This window comes from Capsulimonas corticalis (assembly GCF_003574315.2).
Lineage (GTDB): Bacteria > Armatimonadota > Armatimonadia > Armatimonadales > Capsulimonadaceae > Capsulimonas > Capsulimonas corticalis.
In genome coordinates this window covers 2,414,911-2,430,517 of the sequence record NZ_AP025739.1, presented here as the reverse complement: position 1 = coordinate 2,430,517, position 15,607 = coordinate 2,414,911, and the positions used below count along the sequence as shown (strand labels likewise).

The 15,607-nt window shown below is 62.9% G+C and carries 12 protein-coding genes; 3 read left to right on the top strand and 9 right to left on the bottom strand.

The window, feature by feature from the left end; all coding sequences use genetic code 11:
- Positions 1–6 precede the first annotated feature (6 nt).
- Complete coding sequence (locus D5261_RS10305; protein ID WP_119323730.1) at positions 7–921, bottom strand: SMP-30/gluconolactonase/LRE family protein; 915 nt, start codon at positions 919–921, stop codon at positions 7–9.
- Positions 922–1,058: 137 nt separating this feature from the next.
- On the opposite strand from D5261_RS10305, the gene D5261_RS10300 reads away from it, so the two are divergent.
- On the top strand, positions 1,059–1,733 hold the full coding sequence (locus tag D5261_RS10300) for a hypothetical protein (RefSeq protein WP_119323731.1): 675 nt from the start codon (positions 1,059–1,061) through the stop codon (positions 1,731–1,733).
- Between the two features lie 25 nt (positions 1,734–1,758).
- Here the strand turns inward: D5261_RS10300 and D5261_RS10295 are convergent, their stop codons facing one another.
- The 8 genes from D5261_RS10295 to D5261_RS10260 all read right to left on the bottom strand — a co-directional run bounded on the left by D5261_RS10295 (position 1,759) and on the right by D5261_RS10260 (position 11,547).
- Positions 1,759–3,360 (bottom strand): calcineurin-like phosphoesterase C-terminal domain-containing protein, encoded by a 1,602-nt coding sequence (locus tag D5261_RS10295; protein ID WP_119323732.1) that lies wholly within the window; start codon positions 3,358–3,360, stop codon positions 1,759–1,761.
- 210 nt (positions 3,361–3,570) lie between these two features.
- The gene (locus D5261_RS10290) at positions 3,571–3,978 is read right to left on the bottom strand and encodes a hypothetical protein (RefSeq protein ID WP_125206227.1); all 408 of its coding nucleotides are present in this window, start codon (positions 3,976–3,978) and stop codon (positions 3,571–3,573) included.
- A 32-nt stretch (positions 3,979–4,010) separates the two neighbouring features.
- Positions 4,011–5,564 (bottom strand): hypothetical protein, encoded by a 1,554-nt coding sequence (locus tag D5261_RS10285; protein WP_119323734.1) that lies wholly within the window; start codon positions 5,562–5,564, stop codon positions 4,011–4,013.
- Between the two features lie 185 nt (positions 5,565–5,749).
- Positions 5,750–6,541 (bottom strand): restriction endonuclease, encoded by a 792-nt coding sequence (locus tag D5261_RS10280; protein WP_119323735.1) that lies wholly within the window; start codon positions 6,539–6,541, stop codon positions 5,750–5,752.
- A gap of 17 nt (positions 6,542–6,558) precedes the next feature.
- The gene (locus D5261_RS10275) at positions 6,559–7,041 is read right to left on the bottom strand and encodes a hypothetical protein (protein WP_119323736.1); all 483 of its coding nucleotides are present in this window, start codon (positions 7,039–7,041) and stop codon (positions 6,559–6,561) included.
- 31 nt (positions 7,042–7,072) lie between these two features.
- Complete coding sequence (locus D5261_RS10270; RefSeq protein ID WP_165864500.1) at positions 7,073–9,265, bottom strand: patatin-like phospholipase family protein; 2,193 nt, start codon at positions 9,263–9,265, stop codon at positions 7,073–7,075.
- 112 nt (positions 9,266–9,377) lie between these two features.
- Positions 9,378–10,661 carry a family 4 glycosyl hydrolase gene (locus tag D5261_RS10265; protein ID WP_119323738.1) on the bottom strand — a complete coding sequence of 428 codons (1,284 nt, stop codon included), beginning with the start codon at positions 10,659–10,661 and terminating at the stop codon, positions 9,378–9,380.
- Positions 10,662–10,827: 166 nt separating this feature from the next.
- Positions 10,828–11,547: a c-type cytochrome gene (locus D5261_RS10260; RefSeq protein WP_119323739.1), complete on the bottom strand. Its 720-nt coding sequence runs from the start codon at positions 11,545–11,547 to the stop codon at positions 10,828–10,830.
- 180 nt (positions 11,548–11,727) lie between these two features.
- Here D5261_RS10260 and D5261_RS10255 point away from each other — a divergent pair, with 180 nt between their 5' ends.
- Both D5261_RS10255 and D5261_RS10250 read left to right on the top strand, forming a co-directional pair.
- The gene (locus tag D5261_RS10255; RefSeq protein WP_119323740.1) at positions 11,728–13,743 is read left to right on the top strand and encodes a right-handed parallel beta-helix repeat-containing protein; all 2,016 of its coding nucleotides are present in this window, start codon (positions 11,728–11,730) and stop codon (positions 13,741–13,743) included.
- 378 nt (positions 13,744–14,121) lie between these two features.
- Complete coding sequence (locus D5261_RS10250; RefSeq protein ID WP_119323741.1) at positions 14,122–15,570, top strand: NADP-dependent isocitrate dehydrogenase; 1,449 nt, start codon at positions 14,122–14,124, stop codon at positions 15,568–15,570.
- Positions 15,571–15,607: the final 37 nt, after the last annotated feature.

Here is a 15,607-nt window from a genome sequence, read left to right as displayed (position 1 = left end):
CCGTCTTTACTGGCTGCCGACGCCGTGCACGCGGGTGCGAATCGTATAGACGTGCTTGCTCGCCGTGATAAAAAGCGTTCGGCGGTCCTTGCCGCCAAAACAAACGTTGCCGGTCCAGTCTTCCGCCACGGGGATATGCTTGATCTGCGCGCCGCTCTTGTCGAACACCGTCACGCCTTTGCCGGTTAGGTAGACGTTGCCTTCGCTGTCGATCGTCATCCCGTCCGAACCCATCGAACAGAACAGGCGGCGGTTGGTCAGCGCGCCGTCGTGTCCGATATCGTACGCGTAAGTCTTGCCGTCGCCGATGTCGGCCACGTAAAGCGTCTTGCCGTCCGGCGTCCCGATAATCCCGTTCGGCTGCTTTAAGTCGCCCGCCACAAGCTGAAGCTCCGTCGAATGCGCGGGCAGGTAGTAAACGCCCTGGCAGGCTTGCTCGATGTCTCCGCGCTTCCAGTAGTCGCGCTTGTAGAATGGATCGGTGATATAGACCCCGGCGTCCTTCGGACGGATCCAGACATCGTTTGGACCGTTCAGCAGTTTGCCTTCGTGGGAGGTAATGACTTTCGTGACGCTCTTGTCGCGCCCGATGCGCCACAGGGAGTTCTCGTTGTCCGCACAGGCCCAGAGGCTCCCACGATCGTCGAAGCACAGCCCGTTGGACCGACCGCACGGCTCCATCCAGGTGACAATCTTGCCGTCGGGAGTCCAGCGCAGAATCTTGTCGTTGGGCTGGTCGGTGAAGTACACATCCCCGTTCGCGTCCGACGCCGGTCCCTCGGTGAATGTAAACTCGCCTTCCAACTGCGTCAGTTGCGCGCCAGTCTCAACAATGTCCTTGGGCGCCGCGTCCTCGGCCCGCCCCGGCGCGGCGGCCGCCGCCAGGATCAAGCCGGCGGCGGCGATCATGAATAGGTTCATTGGGTTTGGAAAGCCTTTCCTCATCACTGCGCTGCGGAGGCGACTGCTCGGAGTGTCCGCTGGAGCTTATTATACAGCACGCAAGAAGGAAAGACATCGATCGAAGATTAACCGGGTCCACAAAGGAAGAAGATCCGATGCCGTTCGAGATTCTGCCGGTTCTGGAAATCATGATCGAGTTTTACCGCCGGCCGCGCGCGCCCGCGCGGTTTCAGCGCTATCTCGCCCTGCTGACAGACCCCGCGACCGGCGACATCGCGCTCCCCATCGGCCTCTACAACCCGATGGCGCGCGGACATGTGCTCGAAAAGCTGGAGGAGTTCGCCGCGCTGGACGCCGAGACGATCATGGCGGCCACGGCCAAGGAGATCGCCCCGCGCGAGACGGTCGACCGCCGGTTCCAGGTCGCCCTTTCCCTCGCCGACGACATCGGCGGAGGCTGGACCAACCGATACACCACGGACTACGCCGCGCGCTTCCAATTCCGCGCGATGCTCCGGCGAGGCTTCCGCACGCCGCTGTTCTGGGCAAGCGAGGCGGTCACCGTGGATTTGATCGCCGAACGCACGCGTGAAGAACTGCGGCGTACGATCTATCAATGCGAGCACGGCGAGCCAAAGACGCTGGAAGAGCACGTAAGACAAGAAGCCTTCGCGGCAGGCGCGGCCGACGCCGCGCCGCCGCCCGGCCCTCTTCAGGATCTGTACGATGCGCGGCGCGGCGCCGCCGACCACCCAACGATCTTCGCCTTTTTGTACGGGGATGCGGCGGCGCGGGAGCTGGGGTACCCGGCGCTTTGCCCTCAGACCTAGCGCCGCGTTAAGCGGATGGGGACGCCTACCCCACCGCGATGATCCGCCGCGCCGTGTACGTATGTCCGAACATGTCGGTCGTGCGGACCTGCATCATGTGCGTCCCCTTCGGCAGTCCTGCGGGGAGTTTGGCGGTCCAGATGTGGTCGGTTTTCGTGGCGTCGTCAAGCGGGCGCCCAGGCGGGGGCTTTGGGCCGGCTTCGGCTTCCTTGAGCTTGAGGAAGTAGGGATCTTCGCGGACGATGCTCTGCATCGGCGCCCAGCCGGATTGCTTATCGACCTTCATCTCCACGGTGGAGCGCGGCGAGCCGGCGTAGATATTGACCAGGACGTCCGTGTCTCCAGAGTTTGCCGAGGTGACGCCGTCCGGAGTGAAGATGCTCATCTGGTCGCTCGGCAGGCGTCGGGCGGGATGGAAGTCCACGGTGTATTTCGCGCCCTCGAAGGTCATGATGGAGTAGCCGTTCGGCCCGCCGTCAGTCATCGTCGTGTGCGGAATGCCCATTTCGTCGGGCGCGCCCTGCCACCAGCAGCCGCAGACGGTGGCGTGGTTGAAGTGATGGTGCGGCTGCGCGCCGCGCCAGCCCTCGTCCGCGCCCAGGAACATGTGCTGATGGACATGGGTGTGCGCGGAGATGGACATCGCGTGCGGCCGATCTTCCAGCAATCGATAAAGGGCTTCGCGGTCGGAAACGGCGGTCAGCGGCATGTGCATCGCCACGACGACCAGTTTGTCCTTCGGGACGAGCGCCAGGTCGTTCCTCGCGAACGCGAGCTGCGTCTCGCCCAGTTCGCCATGGAAGTTATGCTTCGCGGCGCCCTCGTAGTGGACATTGTCGAGAACGAGGAAGTGGACCTGGCCGTAATTGAAGGCGTAATATGTGGGGCCAAAGACGCGCTTGAACGTTTCGCAGCAGTAGGTGTTGTCCACCGCCTCGTAGTTCATATCGTGGTTGCCGCGCAGGTTATGCCAGGGAAGCCCGATCGTCGCGATCGTGGCGTTGAGGCTGTCGTAAAGTGAGAGGTCGTCGTACATGATGTCGCCCAGGCTCAGGCCAAAGGCGGCGTCGACGCCCGCCAGCCCCTCCACGACGTCATGGGCGATATAGTCGACTTCTTTCTGGTCGCGCGGCTGCGGATCGCCGAACAGCACCATCCGAAACTTCGCCGGCTCCACGCTCGGCCGAAGCGCGAAGTCCACGGACTCCGGCAGCGGCCCGGTCGGCGCGATCCCCGGGTACTGCGACGCCGGAGACCCGTTCGGCCGGTGGATATAGTGCCGCTGCACCAGATTATGCCCGTCGATGGGAAGCGCCCATCCCGACGGCTTGATCACAAACAGGATCGCCTCATCCTCAATCGGCAGCCGGTATCGCCCCCGCGCGTCCGTTTTCACGATGTCCCGTCCATTGGAGACGAGGACGCCTGGGATTCCCTCATCGCCCGGAGCGCGCATGCCGCTCCCATTGCGATCGTGGAAGACGACGCCCTCCGCAAAGCGCGTCCCAGGCGCCGCCGGCAGATCGGCGGAAGCGGCGCGATCGCCGCCAAGCAGCGGCGCAAGGCTGACGCCGGCGGCGAGGGCGGCGGATCGTCGTAGAAAATCGCGGCGGTCAAGAAACGTCATGGCGTCAATATCCGTTCGTAGAGAGTGTTTGGCGCGCGGCCGAGGGCGCCCGCGAGCAGTCCTACTGCATCCTACCACGAAAATATTAAGCCAGCGTTAAAATAACCGTAAACGCTTCCATTTTTTTTATTGGAGTGAATATTTGTGCGAAAGGACTTTCGCCTGGTGACGGCTCAGGCGAAAGTCCTCTGATTTTTCTGATCCCGGCGTCTAGCGGGCGGCGACAAACGGCGCGACCGGCGGCGAGAGGTTGAGCACGCCGGCGTCCACGCTCGAAGAGGATTTATCGCTGGCCGGCAGCGTGACGCTGTCCACCAGCACGCCCTTCGAATCCGTAACCGTCAGAACATCCGCGCCGCCGACATCCGTGCGCGGCACGATGAGGGTAAACGCTCCGGCGGCGTTTGTCGTCACGGTCTCAGTTTTGCTCCCATCGAAGGACACGACGTATCCGCTCAGCGAAGAGCTGGCCGGAGTCGTCGCCACCGATCCGGTGATTTGAAGCGGCGTCGCAATCCCATTGTTGCTGCTTCCTCCGCATCCCGCCATCGCGACCGTCAGGCCAAGAGCGGCGGAGGCGAAAAGCCCATGAACGATTGTATTTCGGTTGAACCGCATGATGATTGTCTCCTTGTTGCGCAATATTCGCGTCAGTTACCCGTCGTGCCCGGAACAATCAGATTACAGTTCTGGAAGGCCCGGATCCAGTATCCCTTGTACGATGCGAACGTTCCGGAGGCAAGAGTCTGCTTTTGATAGGCGTGAGCCGCGTATGCGGCGTCGCCAGGGGAGTAGCTATACAGCAAGGGGGACACAATGCCCGCCGCCGCCGCCAGGCCGAGATCCGCGTAAGACTTGCCGCCCGCCTGGATCTGCAAGGAGCTTACCGGCGTGGACCCAGCGAACGGATCGCCGATCAGATTCCATCCTACGGTGAGAGCAATGGAGAACGGAGCGGCGGAGGCGGGAACGCCTTGATCGAACAGTCGCGCTGGCGACGCCAGCCGCACCCAGCACCCCTTGCCGATATGCAGCGTGTCGGCGGGTGCCGATGGACTGAGCACATACTGCGCCAGCGTCGGATCCCAGGTGGCGAACCTCGGCGCCGCAATGTCCAGCACCCCGTCCAGAGCAACGCTGCTGAAGTCCGCGGGAGCGGAGATCATCTGCAAGCCGGCGGCGTAGGTATGGGCCACGGGCAGAACGCCCAGCCCGTGCGGCTGCTGGAGAATGGCGGCGATGGGGCTAACCACGCCCGTGGACATATTTAAAGCGCCGACAAGATTGTCATCATTGGCGGCGGAGTACGCCTGCCCGGCCGTCAGACCCGTCACGGCGTACACCAGGTTCGAGTCCCGATCGGCGATCAGCAGCGTGTCTTGCCCCGATGTCGCGAACACCGTGTCGTCGAGATTATCATCGGCCTTGCCCGCCGCATTGACCGTGATCGGCAGCACCCGCGCCGCTCCCGTCGAAGCGCTGATGTCGATCAGCTCGTTGTCGCCCTGGCTGTCCAGAAGCAGATCCCCGGCCGGAGTGGTCGTCAGCGAGTCCGGATCGAGCAGATTGAGCGTCGTCGCCACATTCGTCAGCGCGTTGGTCGCCGCCGCGTTGCCCGCCAGCACCGGCGTGAGCGTGAAGACGCCGTTCGTCAGGGTTGCCTGGACGATGGCGCTGCCGGTGTTGGGGTCGTTGGCGGGGTTGGAGGCGCTGAAGTAGACTTTGCCGGCCCGGAACACAATGTCGTCGTAACCGCCGCCGCCGTTGACGGAAGGAAGCGAGTAGACGGTCGGCGCGCTCGCGCTTGCGGGGTCGATAATCGCCAGCTGCGCGTTGCCGTCCTCATTCTGCATCGCCCACAGCAAATGCGTCGCCGGATCGATCTTGAGGCCGTCGTTATGACCGGCCACGGTGAAGGTCTTGACCAGCGTTCCATCGGTCATAAATTCCGCGACGGTGCTGGTTCCGCCTCCGGTCTTCCCGCCCTTGTCGCCATAGCCGATAAACACATGGCCGTTATCGACGGCGATGGAATCGGGGCCGGTCGCGCCGGTCGGCGCGGCCGCAAAAAGCTTGACTTGATATCCCGCCGCCGGCGTGGGAGCCGCGTGGGAAGGAGCGCCGTAGGCCGTGATCGCCATTCCGGCGGCGATGCCGGCGACAATCGGTCGTCGGATCGGCTGCTGACTGGGTTTGCTTTTCATGGTTTGCTCGATCTCCTTAACTACGGAGCCGCATCCGTTGGCCGAATGAGAGCTCTCATGCAGGCGTCTGCAAGGAATCGAGAATAGCAAACTTCCGTTAAGCGAATGTTAAGAAACGCCTAAAAACCGACATTAAAACATTCTTATTTTCAGTCGTTGACTGTCATTCACCGTCCGAAGCGGCATTATCCCGCCTGCTCTCCTCCGTTTCGGGTCCCTCGGCATCGGGGATATTGCGAACACCCCCAGAACTCTCCGCCCGCGTTCGCTCCGCGGCGCGCCGTGCGTCGAACCATCTCCGCGCCACAGGCAGGACAAGCCGCCGTATTCGTAGCCAGCGCTTCCGCCGCAGTGGTTACCGGCGATGCGCTCGCCGCGCTCCCCTGCCCGCTCCGCACGAGCGCCAGCAGCGCTTCGCCATCCACCAGCGTCAAATGCTTGCCGCGCGCGAATTCCATGGCGTCCGCCGTGTAACGTCCGACCGTCGCCACAATCCCCGCCGTCGCTCCCTCCGCCGCCATCGCTCCATAAAGCTCGCGCACAACACTCACGCCGACCGTGCGATTGCGCCAGCGCTTACACTGTACAAACACCTTCTCGCCGCTGCGACGAAGGACGAGATCCACCCCGCCGTCCGCTCCCGACCCGCCGCGTTCTTCCACCTGATATCCCTGACGCCGATACGCTTCACCGACCAATCGCTCAAAATCGGACCAGCTCAGTTGACGGATCGACTCAAGACTGGACTGTGCGTCCAGCAGCCTGCGCCGAGCAAATCTCTGGATGGTGATGACGATTCCGGAGAATGCGAGAAGAAATGAAAACCAATACGCCGGGAAATGCAAAAGAGACGAAGGCGCCAACGCCTTCGAAATCCCGTACACGATCGCGGCTAGGAGAAAGGGGAGCCATAGCGGGCCACGACTGAGGAGATCGAACATTAAATCAAACAGCGTTTCTTTACTTTTTCGCGGCATCGTGAAGTTAGTATTCCTTATTTCAACGTATCATCGTCGGTCGTAACGACTTTACGTCCGCGCGCGATAGCGTTCACGAAAGTGTCCATGTTACGGGCGGCAAGACGCAGCCGCCGGAGTTCGCCATTCGCGCGTTGGTATTCGATCTCTGCCGCGCGGCGTCCAAAGCATCGCGATTGATCCATCTTTGTGATCGCGGCGAACGGAATGATGTGCTCCAAGTCGTAAACCCAGGAAATCAGAGTATAGGGAAACCAGGCGGTCACGACCAGACAGTCTTTGGATACGATAAGCCAAAGACATCGGTTTGCGCCGCCAAGTTCCGTAAGCCAGTTTTTCCGTGAGCAGCCGGAGCCGAAATGGTCCTGATACACCAAGTCGCCGTGTTTGAACTCAGGACGAGAGACTTCCGTGCTGATGGCTCGGTAAATGGAATAGGCGAGCAGCAGTCCTTCCACGATCCAAACGGCAGATGGGATAAAATTAAGCAGTGTGGTCATCGTAGTATTCATACCACACTCGCAAGCGGACTTAAAAGAGCGTGCCCACCGCGAAGTAGAGATTGCGGCGGCCGAGTTCTCCGATGCTGTACCCCACGACGACCGGGCCGAGGGGTGTTTCGAGGAGGCTGCCGAGGGAGAGGTCCTGGCGGCGGATGCTGCCTGAGCCTGTGTCGGCGATGCCGCCGTATTCGTACCAACTGCCGATCAGGATGCGGGTGCTGAGGGGCGGCGGGAGGTCGAGGAGGCGGTACAGGTAGCCGCTGGTGAGCAGGTAGTACTCGTTGCCCTGGAATTCGTTTTGGCCGTAGGCGCCCAGGCTGAGCGGCCCGCCGAGCATGTACTTTTGCGGGATGGGAACGGCGGCGCCGAAGGCCGTGCCGCCCTGGCCGACGGCGAAGATGCTGCCGCTGCCCCACGGGATAAATCGCTCGACGCGGATGTCCGCCGTCTGAAAGGGCTGATGCGAGCCGGGCGCCTTGAGGTAGGAATGGACCGTGGCGTCCACGCGCACGCCACTGGAGGGCGAAAGGGCGCCGTTCAGACCGTCGTAGGTGTAGCGCAGCGACGGATCGACGACGTAACCGTGGAAGCGGCCGACACTGGACGGGACGCCGCGAATGTCTTCGTCGAACCGGCTAGCGTCGAGGCCGAAGCGCAGCTCGGAGTTGCGGTTGGGCTTGTATCCCAGGTCGATTCCGACGCCGCCGGAGCGCCGCTTGGCGAGGGTCAGGTTTGATCCGCCGATATAGAGATTTTGATTGAGGTCCTGAGCGTAGACCCGGGGAGCGACGAAAAACCGTCCCCGGGCGAAGGAGTGATAGTATTCGGAGGCGATCGATGTATCCGTGCCCAGGCGCAGGTCCGTACGGACTTCGTCGCCGCCCGCCGCCATCGTCGTCAGGCGCCCGGCGAAGGTCGTCTGGATATTGTCGCGCTCGGCGCCGTTGATCTCCACGCCCAGGTTTACAAACGGCGGGCCGTTGCCCTTGCGCACCACCTGGACGAGCAGACCGTCGCCGCCATCGCGCGACACGCGCTCGTAGCTGAGGCTATCGTACATGCCGCTGCCCGTGGCGTCCGTCAGGGCCGCCTCGAACGCCGCCGTGTCGAGCGGCTTGCCGACAAACGACTGGAACCTTTCCGTGAGACGCTTCGCTTCGCCGCCGGAGACGCCGCCGATCTGAATGAACGCCGGGCGCAGGGCGGCGGCGCGGCGGCGGCTGGCGCGCTGGGCGAGATACTCCCGCCACTCGTCGTCGCTGACGGCCAGCTTTTCCAGCACCGCCGCCTTGCTCTGGGCGGCGTCATACCCGTGCTTGATAAATGCGTCCACCTGCACGAAGTCGAACAGGCCGAGATTCCCAAGGTCCGGAGAAACGATCAGATCGGCCTGCTGCAAGCTTTGCCGCTGGTTGCTCATGATCGTGATCGCCGCCGATTGGCCGAGCACATCGATCAGCGACGTCAGCGCGGATTTTTCCAGCAGCGGCTGCTGGAGATCGACGGCGACCACGATGTCGGCGCCCATCGTCTTCACTTGTTTGGTCGGCAGGTTGTTCAGCAGGCCGCCGTCGGCGAGCAGCGCGCCATCTCGGGATACGGGGGTGAAGTAACCGGGGATCGCCATCGTCGCGCGCAGCGCCGTCTCCAGGGAGCCGCTCGTCAGCGCCCGCGAATCCCCCTTCGTCAAATCCGTAGCGACACACGTAAACGGCGTCGGAAGCTCATCAAAGCTTTTGAGCGCCGGATACGGCAGACAGATACGGCTGAAGATCAGCCCGATCGGCTGCCCCGGGTTTACCCCGCTCGGCAGCGCGATCCCGCCTTTCCAGCCAAACTGCAAGCCATTCGGGAAATCGTACGCATCCTCGCGCCGCCGAAACGTCAGCGACTGATAAGGCGGCGCGGCGCTCAGCGTCTCCGTCCAGTTCACTTCGGACAGCAACTTGCGGATCTCCTCGGGCGACATCCCCGAGGCGTACGCGCCGCCGATCAGCCCGCCCATGCTCGTCCCGGCGATCTCGTCGATGGGGATATGGTGCTCATCGAACCAGAGCAGCACCCCCACATGCGCCAGCCCCAGCGCCGCCCCGCCCGCCAGCGCCAGCCCGATCTTCGGGCGCGCCGGCTTCATCCCATCCTCCGCGCGGACCGTCGAGCCAAGGAAGCACAGCAGAAACGCGATGAGGATGGGGGCAATGCGCGCGGGGCGAGGTTTCATGCGCATCCATTAGCCTGAGACGGAGGATTCTCCTTCATGGCGCTCTCAAATGCGGCGCCTCAGAGAGACTTCATAGACATATGATCGCGGGTGATACTACGCCGCCAAGGCGTCAATCAAAATGCGCCAGCAGCCCGGCTTCTTTCTCGACGGCCCAGAGGTCGTCGAAAAGGGAGCGCAGGTCTTCCAGGCTCAGGACGCTCTTGGCGAGCGGGTCGAGCGCGCAGGCTTGGAAGGCGCGGTCGCGGCTGCGAGTGAGGAAGGCTTCGACGGCGAGTTCCTGCACGGCGATGTTGGTCAGGTTGAGATGCGCGAGCTGGGTCGGCAACGCGCCGACGCGGCAGCCCTGGACGCCGTTGGCGTCCACGAGGCAGGGAACCTCCACGCAGCAGTTGCCGGGCAGATTGTCGATCAGACCCATGTTCATGATGTTGCCGTTGAACGCAAAGGGAGCGCCGGTGACCATGGCGTGGATGATCTTGGAGGCGTACTCTTCCGAGGGATCGAGCGGCGGCAGCGGCGGCTCCTCGGCGGTCTCCTCCGATGGCGGCGGCAGTTCCCGCGCGGTGTGGGTCTTGAGGCCGTAAAACTCGATCTGCGCCTCGGTGCGCCGGAAATAAGGATGGTATTCGGAGCAGTGCGTGGTCGATTCCGTGACGAAGTAATCGAAGTAGCGCATCAATTCGAAGCGCACACGGTCTTTCGCCAGGATTTCCGGATCATCCAGACACGCGCGCAGTTGGGGACGCAGGTCCTCGCTTCCGCGCCGCAGGGTCAGATACCACGCTTGATGGTTGATTCCGGCGACATAGTAGGTAATCTCCTCCTTGGGGATCCCTAAATAACCCGCGATCTCCGCCCACGTGTGCTGAACGCTATGGCACAGGCCGACGTTGGCGATCGTCGATCCCGCCGAATGCAGCCACGTCAGCATCGCCATCGGATTGGTGTAGTTGAGCAGAAGCGCCTTCGGGCAAAGCTCCTCCATGTCATGGCAGAGCGCCAGCTGCACGGGGGCGGTGCGCAAAAAACGAAAGACGCCGCCGACGCCGATGGTGTCCGCGACGGTCTGGCTCAGGCCGTACTTCTGAAACGGAATGTTCACCTCCGCCGTGAACGGAAATCCCGCGTACGCCGCGCCGCCCACCGAAATACTGGCGACCACGAAATCCGCCCCGTCCAGAAGCTCCCGCCGCTCCAGCGACGATTCCACTTTGGCCCCAAGCCCATGCCCATCGATCAAGCGCTGGACGTGACGCGTGACGCGCTCCAGCTTGACCGGATCGATATCGCAGAGCGCGATCGTCGTGTCCTGTTGAAATTCGGGAAATGAGAGGATATCTCGGGAGAGCTTGGCTCCGAAGTGACTGCCCGCGCCGACGATGACGACTTTCATAACGTTCTCCGTGGTTTGCGTTGACGATGCATGGCGCTATTATAAAACGCTCAAGCCATGCTGTCAACGAAAAAGTAACCGGTTACATAAAATATTCATTCATGAAGTCTTGCGGGCGGCCCGCCGCCCGCAAGACTTTTCGGAGACAAGACTTCTCGGAGAGTTGTTACGGTGCGAACTGCTCGCTGGTGGCTGGATAGGTCGGCAGAATGACCGGGCCGACTTTGTCCGGCGTGTAGCTGCTTGCCCAGAAGTCCGGCGGTCCGGAGCTGGCCGGCGGCGCGTTGGTGACGCCCTTGATCCCATGCTTCAGGTAGGCGACGATATCCCAGAGATCGCTGTCGGACAGGTGGCGCGTGGCCGTCCACGGCATCGGCGGGGCGAGATAGTGCGGCGTGGCGGGGAAGCCGCCTTGTCCGGGCGTATCGCCGGTAATCACGGCGTTCGGAGACGCTCCGGGATCGAGGCCATGCTTCAGCGCATTGAAGACCTGCCGGTCCGACACCGGGCCAAGCCCGGTCGCGGAAGGCGTCAAGTTAGCGGCGTAGGTCGTGAACGGTCCGATCGCGAAGGTTCCCGGATCGTGCGGGACCGCCGCGGAGTAGCCGCACAGCCAGTTCGCCGCGCTGGGATCGTTCACGCCGTGGGAGTGGCAGTCGGTACAGCCCATCGAGGTAACCAACGCGCGTCCGTGCTGCACCTGGGCCATCGTCGCCGTGGATGACGGCAGTCCCGATGGACCGCTCGAATCGTCGGATCCGCCGCATCCGGCGGCCGCAATGACGCCGATCGCGATCACGGTCAACGCCGCGAACGGCGCCGCCCGACGCGCCTTGCCCACTCCCGTTCGCGGTTTCTGTCCGGCCGATTCGTGAATGATTGACATAAGGTAGCTCCATTCTTTCGTGCTTGAGGGTAGTCACGCCGACTGAAGCCGCGGCAAATCGCGAACGATAGAACTGTCCTGTTTTCCATCACGGCGTAAAATCGACCCATTGAATGTTTTGTGAGGAAAACAGAGTATCAACAGCGAATATTGCGGGACACGCACTTTGGAAGGCTTCCTATGAAACTGCCGTCTCTGCTGTCCCTCGCCGCTTTCGCCCTTTGCGCCGCCGCGCACGGCGCGCCGCTGGCGCTTTATGTGTCCCCACAACAAGGAAACGATTCTGCGACAGGCAATGTGAAAGCGCCGCTGGCGACGCTGGCTGGCGCGCAGAACCGTTTGCGGGCTCTCAAGCTCGCCAAGCAGCTGCCCAAAGAGGGAGTCACGGTCTGGCTCAAGGGGGGCGAATATCCGCTCAAGGAGACCTGGAAGCTGGGCGCGGAGGACGACGCCGGGGCGATCCCCATTACCTACGCCGCGTATCAAGGCAAAACAGTGCGCGTGACGGGCGGGCAGCGCGTCGCCCATTGGACACGCGTGACGGACGCCGCCATCCTCAGCCGAATCGATCCCGCCGCCCGGCCCCACATCTGGCAAGCCGATCTGAAAGCCCAGGGAATTACCGACTTCGGCGCGCTCACCACGCGCGGATTTGGCCGGGCGGAAACACACGCCGGCCTGGAGCTGTTCTACGACGACGCCCCGATGACGCTCGCGCGCTGGCCCAACGAAGGCTCGTGGGCGATGACGGGCGGCAAGGAAAGTGAAAACGCGGAGGATCATTTCCGCTACACGGACGATCGTCCGGCGCGCTGGGCGAAGGCCGAGGACGCCTGGGTGCACGGCTACTGGACCTTCGACTGGGCCGATACTTACGAACAGATCCAAACGATCGATACCCAGAAGAAGGAGATCACGACGGTCGGTAAGGGCGCCTTCGGCTACTCCGGCGGACGCCGCTGGTATGCGCTCAACCTGCTGGAGGAGTTGGACGCGCCCGGCGAATGGTACCTGGATCGCAAAACTGGAATTCTGTACTTTTGGACACCTAAAGGGGATACGCCTCACGGGCGCGCGGTCGTCTCCCTCGCGGGCGACCTGATCTCCTTGAACCAGGTCTCGAACGTTACCCTGCGCGGTCTGACGCTGGAGGATTGCCGGGGCAGCGCCGTCACCATCAGCGGCGGCGCGCGCAACGTGGCCGAGGACTGCGTGATCCGCGACTGCGGGAACCATGGCGCGGAAATTTCGGACGCCGTGGACAGCGGCGTGCGCGGCTGCCGGATCACCGAGACCGGAGACGGCGGCGTGGTTCTGAGCGGCGGCGACCGCAAGACGCTCGCTCCCGGCCGCAACTTCGTTGAAAACTGCCGCATTTCGCGCTACAGCCGCTGGTCGCGCACCTACCGCGCCGGCGTGGTCGTGAGCGGCGTCGGCAACCGTGTCGCGCACTGTTTGATCTCCGACGCGCCGCACAACGCGATCCTGCTCAGCGGCAACGATCACGTGATCGAGTACAACGAGATCCACCATGTCTGTCAGGAAACCGGCGATTCCGGCGCATTCTATATGGGCCGCGACTGGACCATGCGCGGCGATATCGTCCGGTTCAACTACTTCCATGACATCGGCGGCGCCAAGGGCTTGCAGGTCGGCGGGGTGAACGACGTGCAGGCGATTTACCTGGACGACACCGCCGCCGGCGCCACGATCTTCGGCAACATCTGCGTCCGCGCCGGGCGCGGCGTACTGGTCGGCGGCGGCCGCGACAACATCGTCGATAACAACATCTTCGTCGACTGCCGGCCGGCCATCTCGCTCGACGACCGCGGCCTCGGCTGGGCCGCCAAGTATCTGGAGCCGGGCGGCGGCTGGAACATGCAGGAAAACCTCGCCGCCGTTCCCTACAATCAGCCGCCCTACAGCACCCGCTACCCGCACCTCGCCAACCTCCTGCAAGACAACCCCGCCGCGCCGAAGTACGACACCATCCGCCACAACATCGCCGTCCGCTGCCCCAACTGGCTCGATGTCTCCGAAAAGGCGAAACCCGGCGTCGCCGTCGAATCCAATCTCGCCGACGCCGACCCGCTGTTCGTGGACGAGAAGCATGGGGATTACCGCCTCAAGGCAAATTCGCCGGCGTTTGCGCTGGGGTTCCAGAAGATCGCGTTTGAGAGGATTGGGCCGAAATAGGCCCTATTCCCCCGGCGCTAAAGCGCTTTCCCCCTTTTTCCCAGCAAGCCGCTTCGCGGGGGAAAAGGGGAGCCACTCATTAATTGCCATTCACTCTCGACAAGTCGGTGGAAAGAGTGTTTGGCGTTCGCAATACCAACTCCTCACGGTCATGTGACGAGTGAATGGACGAGAATTACAAGCACCCCTTTTCCCCTGCGAAGCAGCTTGTTGGGAAAAAGGGGGAAAGCGCTTTAGCGCCGGGGGAATAGGGATGCCCCCCCTCTCGCCCCGCTCGCTTGACAACCCCTTGCCCCTCTTGCTATACTGAGGGGAGCTGAATATGGCGCTGCGAAGCCGCCCCCACCATCTAATTTTCTACCCGAGGATAATCAATCAATGTCTGAGAAAACTCCGATAACGGTCGCCAAAGGCGACGGGATTGGTCCTGAGATTATGGACGCGACCCTGCACATCCTGGAAGCGGCCGGCGCGCGTCTGGAGATCGAGGAAGTCGAGATCGGCGAACAGGTTTACCTGCGCGGCAATCCGGCCGGTATCGAGCCGAGCGCGTGGGAATCTCTGCGCCGCACCAAAGTCTTCCTGAAGGCCCCGATCACCACGCCGCAGGGCGGCGGCTACAAGAGCCTGAACGTCACCGCGCGCACCATGCTGGGGCTGTTCGCCAACGTGCGTCCCTGCGTCTCCTACGCGCCGTTCATCAAGACCAAGCATCCGGTCATGGATGTCGTCATCGTCCGCGAGAACGAAGAGGACACCTACACGGGCATCGAGCACCGCCAGACCAACGATGTCGTGCAGTGCCTCAAGCTGATCTCCCGCCCCGGCTGCGAGAAGATCGTGCGCTACGCCTTCGAGTACGCCAAATTTAACGGCCGCAAGAAGGTCACTTGCTTCTCCAAAGACAACATTATGAAGATGACCGATGGTCTCTTCCATAAGGTCTTCGACGAGATCGCGGCCGAGTATCCCGAGATCGAAAACGAGCACTGGATCGTCGACATCGGCGCCGCGAAGATGGCGGACACGCCCGAGAACTTCGACGTGATCGTCATGCCGAACCTCTACGGCGATATCCTCTCCGACGTCGCCGCGCAGATCGCCGGCTCCGTCGGCCTCGCCGGATCGGCGAACATCGGCGCGCAGGGCGCCATGTTCGAAGCGATCCACGGATCCGCGCCGCGCCGCGCCGGCCAGAACCTCGCCAACCCGTCGGGCCTGCTGCTCGGCGCGATCCTTATGCTGGTGCACATCGGCCAGGCCGACGTCGCCGATAAGGTCCACAACGCCTGGCTGCGCACGGTGGAGGACGGCGTCCACACCTACGACATCTTCAAGGAAGGCGTCTCCAAGGAGAAGGTCGGCACCCGCGAGTTCGCGGAAGCCGTCGTCGCACGCCTCGGCCAGAAGCCCGAGACGCTGAAGGCCGTTTCGTACAACGCCGCCGCCGAGCCCTTCAAGATCCCGGTCGCCAGCCCCTCGAAGATCGAAGAAAAGAAGGCTGTCGGCGTCGATGTATTCCTGGACTACCGCGCCGGAACGCCGAATGAACTGGGCGACCAGCTCGCCGCCCTCGGCACCGATGCGCTGAAGCTCAGCGTCATCACCAACCGCGGCGCCCGCGTGTATCCCGGCGGCGTCTCCGAGACGTTCGTCGTGGACCACTACCGCGCCCGCTTCCTCGCGGCCGAAGGCGCCGCGATCGACCACGCGGCAATCATCGCCCTGCTGACCAGCGTCACCGGCGGCGGTCTCGACGTCATCAAGACCGAGAACCTCTACACCTTCGACGGCCAGCCCGGCTTCCCGAACATCGGCCTCAAGTAAGGCCGATTTCAAAACAATCAAAAGGCCGCCTCGCGAT

What these genes read in the sequence shown, in the direction of transcription:
- D5261_RS10305 (WP_119323730.1), bottom strand. Translation starts at nt 921, where the DNA reads ATGAACCTATTCATGATCGCCGCCGCCGGCTTGATCCTGGCGGCGGCC.
- D5261_RS10285 (WP_119323734.1), bottom strand. Translation starts at nt 5,564, where the DNA reads ATGAAAAGCAAACCCAGTCAGCAGCCGATCCGACGACCGATTGTCGCC.
- D5261_RS10290 (WP_125206227.1), bottom strand. Translation starts at nt 3,978, where the DNA reads ATGCGGTTCAACCGAAATACAATCGTTCATGGGCTTTTCGCCTCCGCC.
- D5261_RS10255 (WP_119323740.1), top strand. Translation starts at nt 11,728, where the DNA reads ATGAAACTGCCGTCTCTGCTGTCCCTCGCCGCTTTCGCCCTTTGCGCC.
- D5261_RS10260 (WP_119323739.1), bottom strand. Translation starts at nt 11,547, where the DNA reads ATGTCAATCATTCACGAATCGGCCGGACAGAAACCGCGAACGGGAGTG.
- D5261_RS10300 (WP_119323731.1), top strand. Translation starts at nt 1,059, where the DNA reads ATGCCGTTCGAGATTCTGCCGGTTCTGGAAATCATGATCGAGTTTTAC.
- D5261_RS10275 (WP_119323736.1), bottom strand. Translation starts at nt 7,041, where the DNA reads ATGACCACACTGCTTAATTTTATCCCATCTGCCGTTTGGATCGTGGAA.
- D5261_RS10250 (WP_119323741.1), top strand. Translation starts at nt 14,122, where the DNA reads ATGTCTGAGAAAACTCCGATAACGGTCGCCAAAGGCGACGGGATTGGT.
- D5261_RS10265 (WP_119323738.1), bottom strand. Translation starts at nt 10,661, where the DNA reads ATGAAAGTCGTCATCGTCGGCGCGGGCAGTCACTTCGGAGCCAAGCTC.
- D5261_RS10270 (WP_165864500.1), bottom strand. Translation starts at nt 9,265, where the DNA reads ATGAAACCTCGCCCCGCGCGCATTGCCCCCATCCTCATCGCGTTTCTG.
- D5261_RS10295 (WP_119323732.1), bottom strand. Translation starts at nt 3,360, where the DNA reads ATGACGTTTCTTGACCGCCGCGATTTTCTACGACGATCCGCCGCCCTC.
- D5261_RS10280 (WP_119323735.1), bottom strand. Translation starts at nt 6,541, where the DNA reads ATGCCGCGAAAAAGTAAAGAAACGCTGTTTGATTTAATGTTCGATCTC.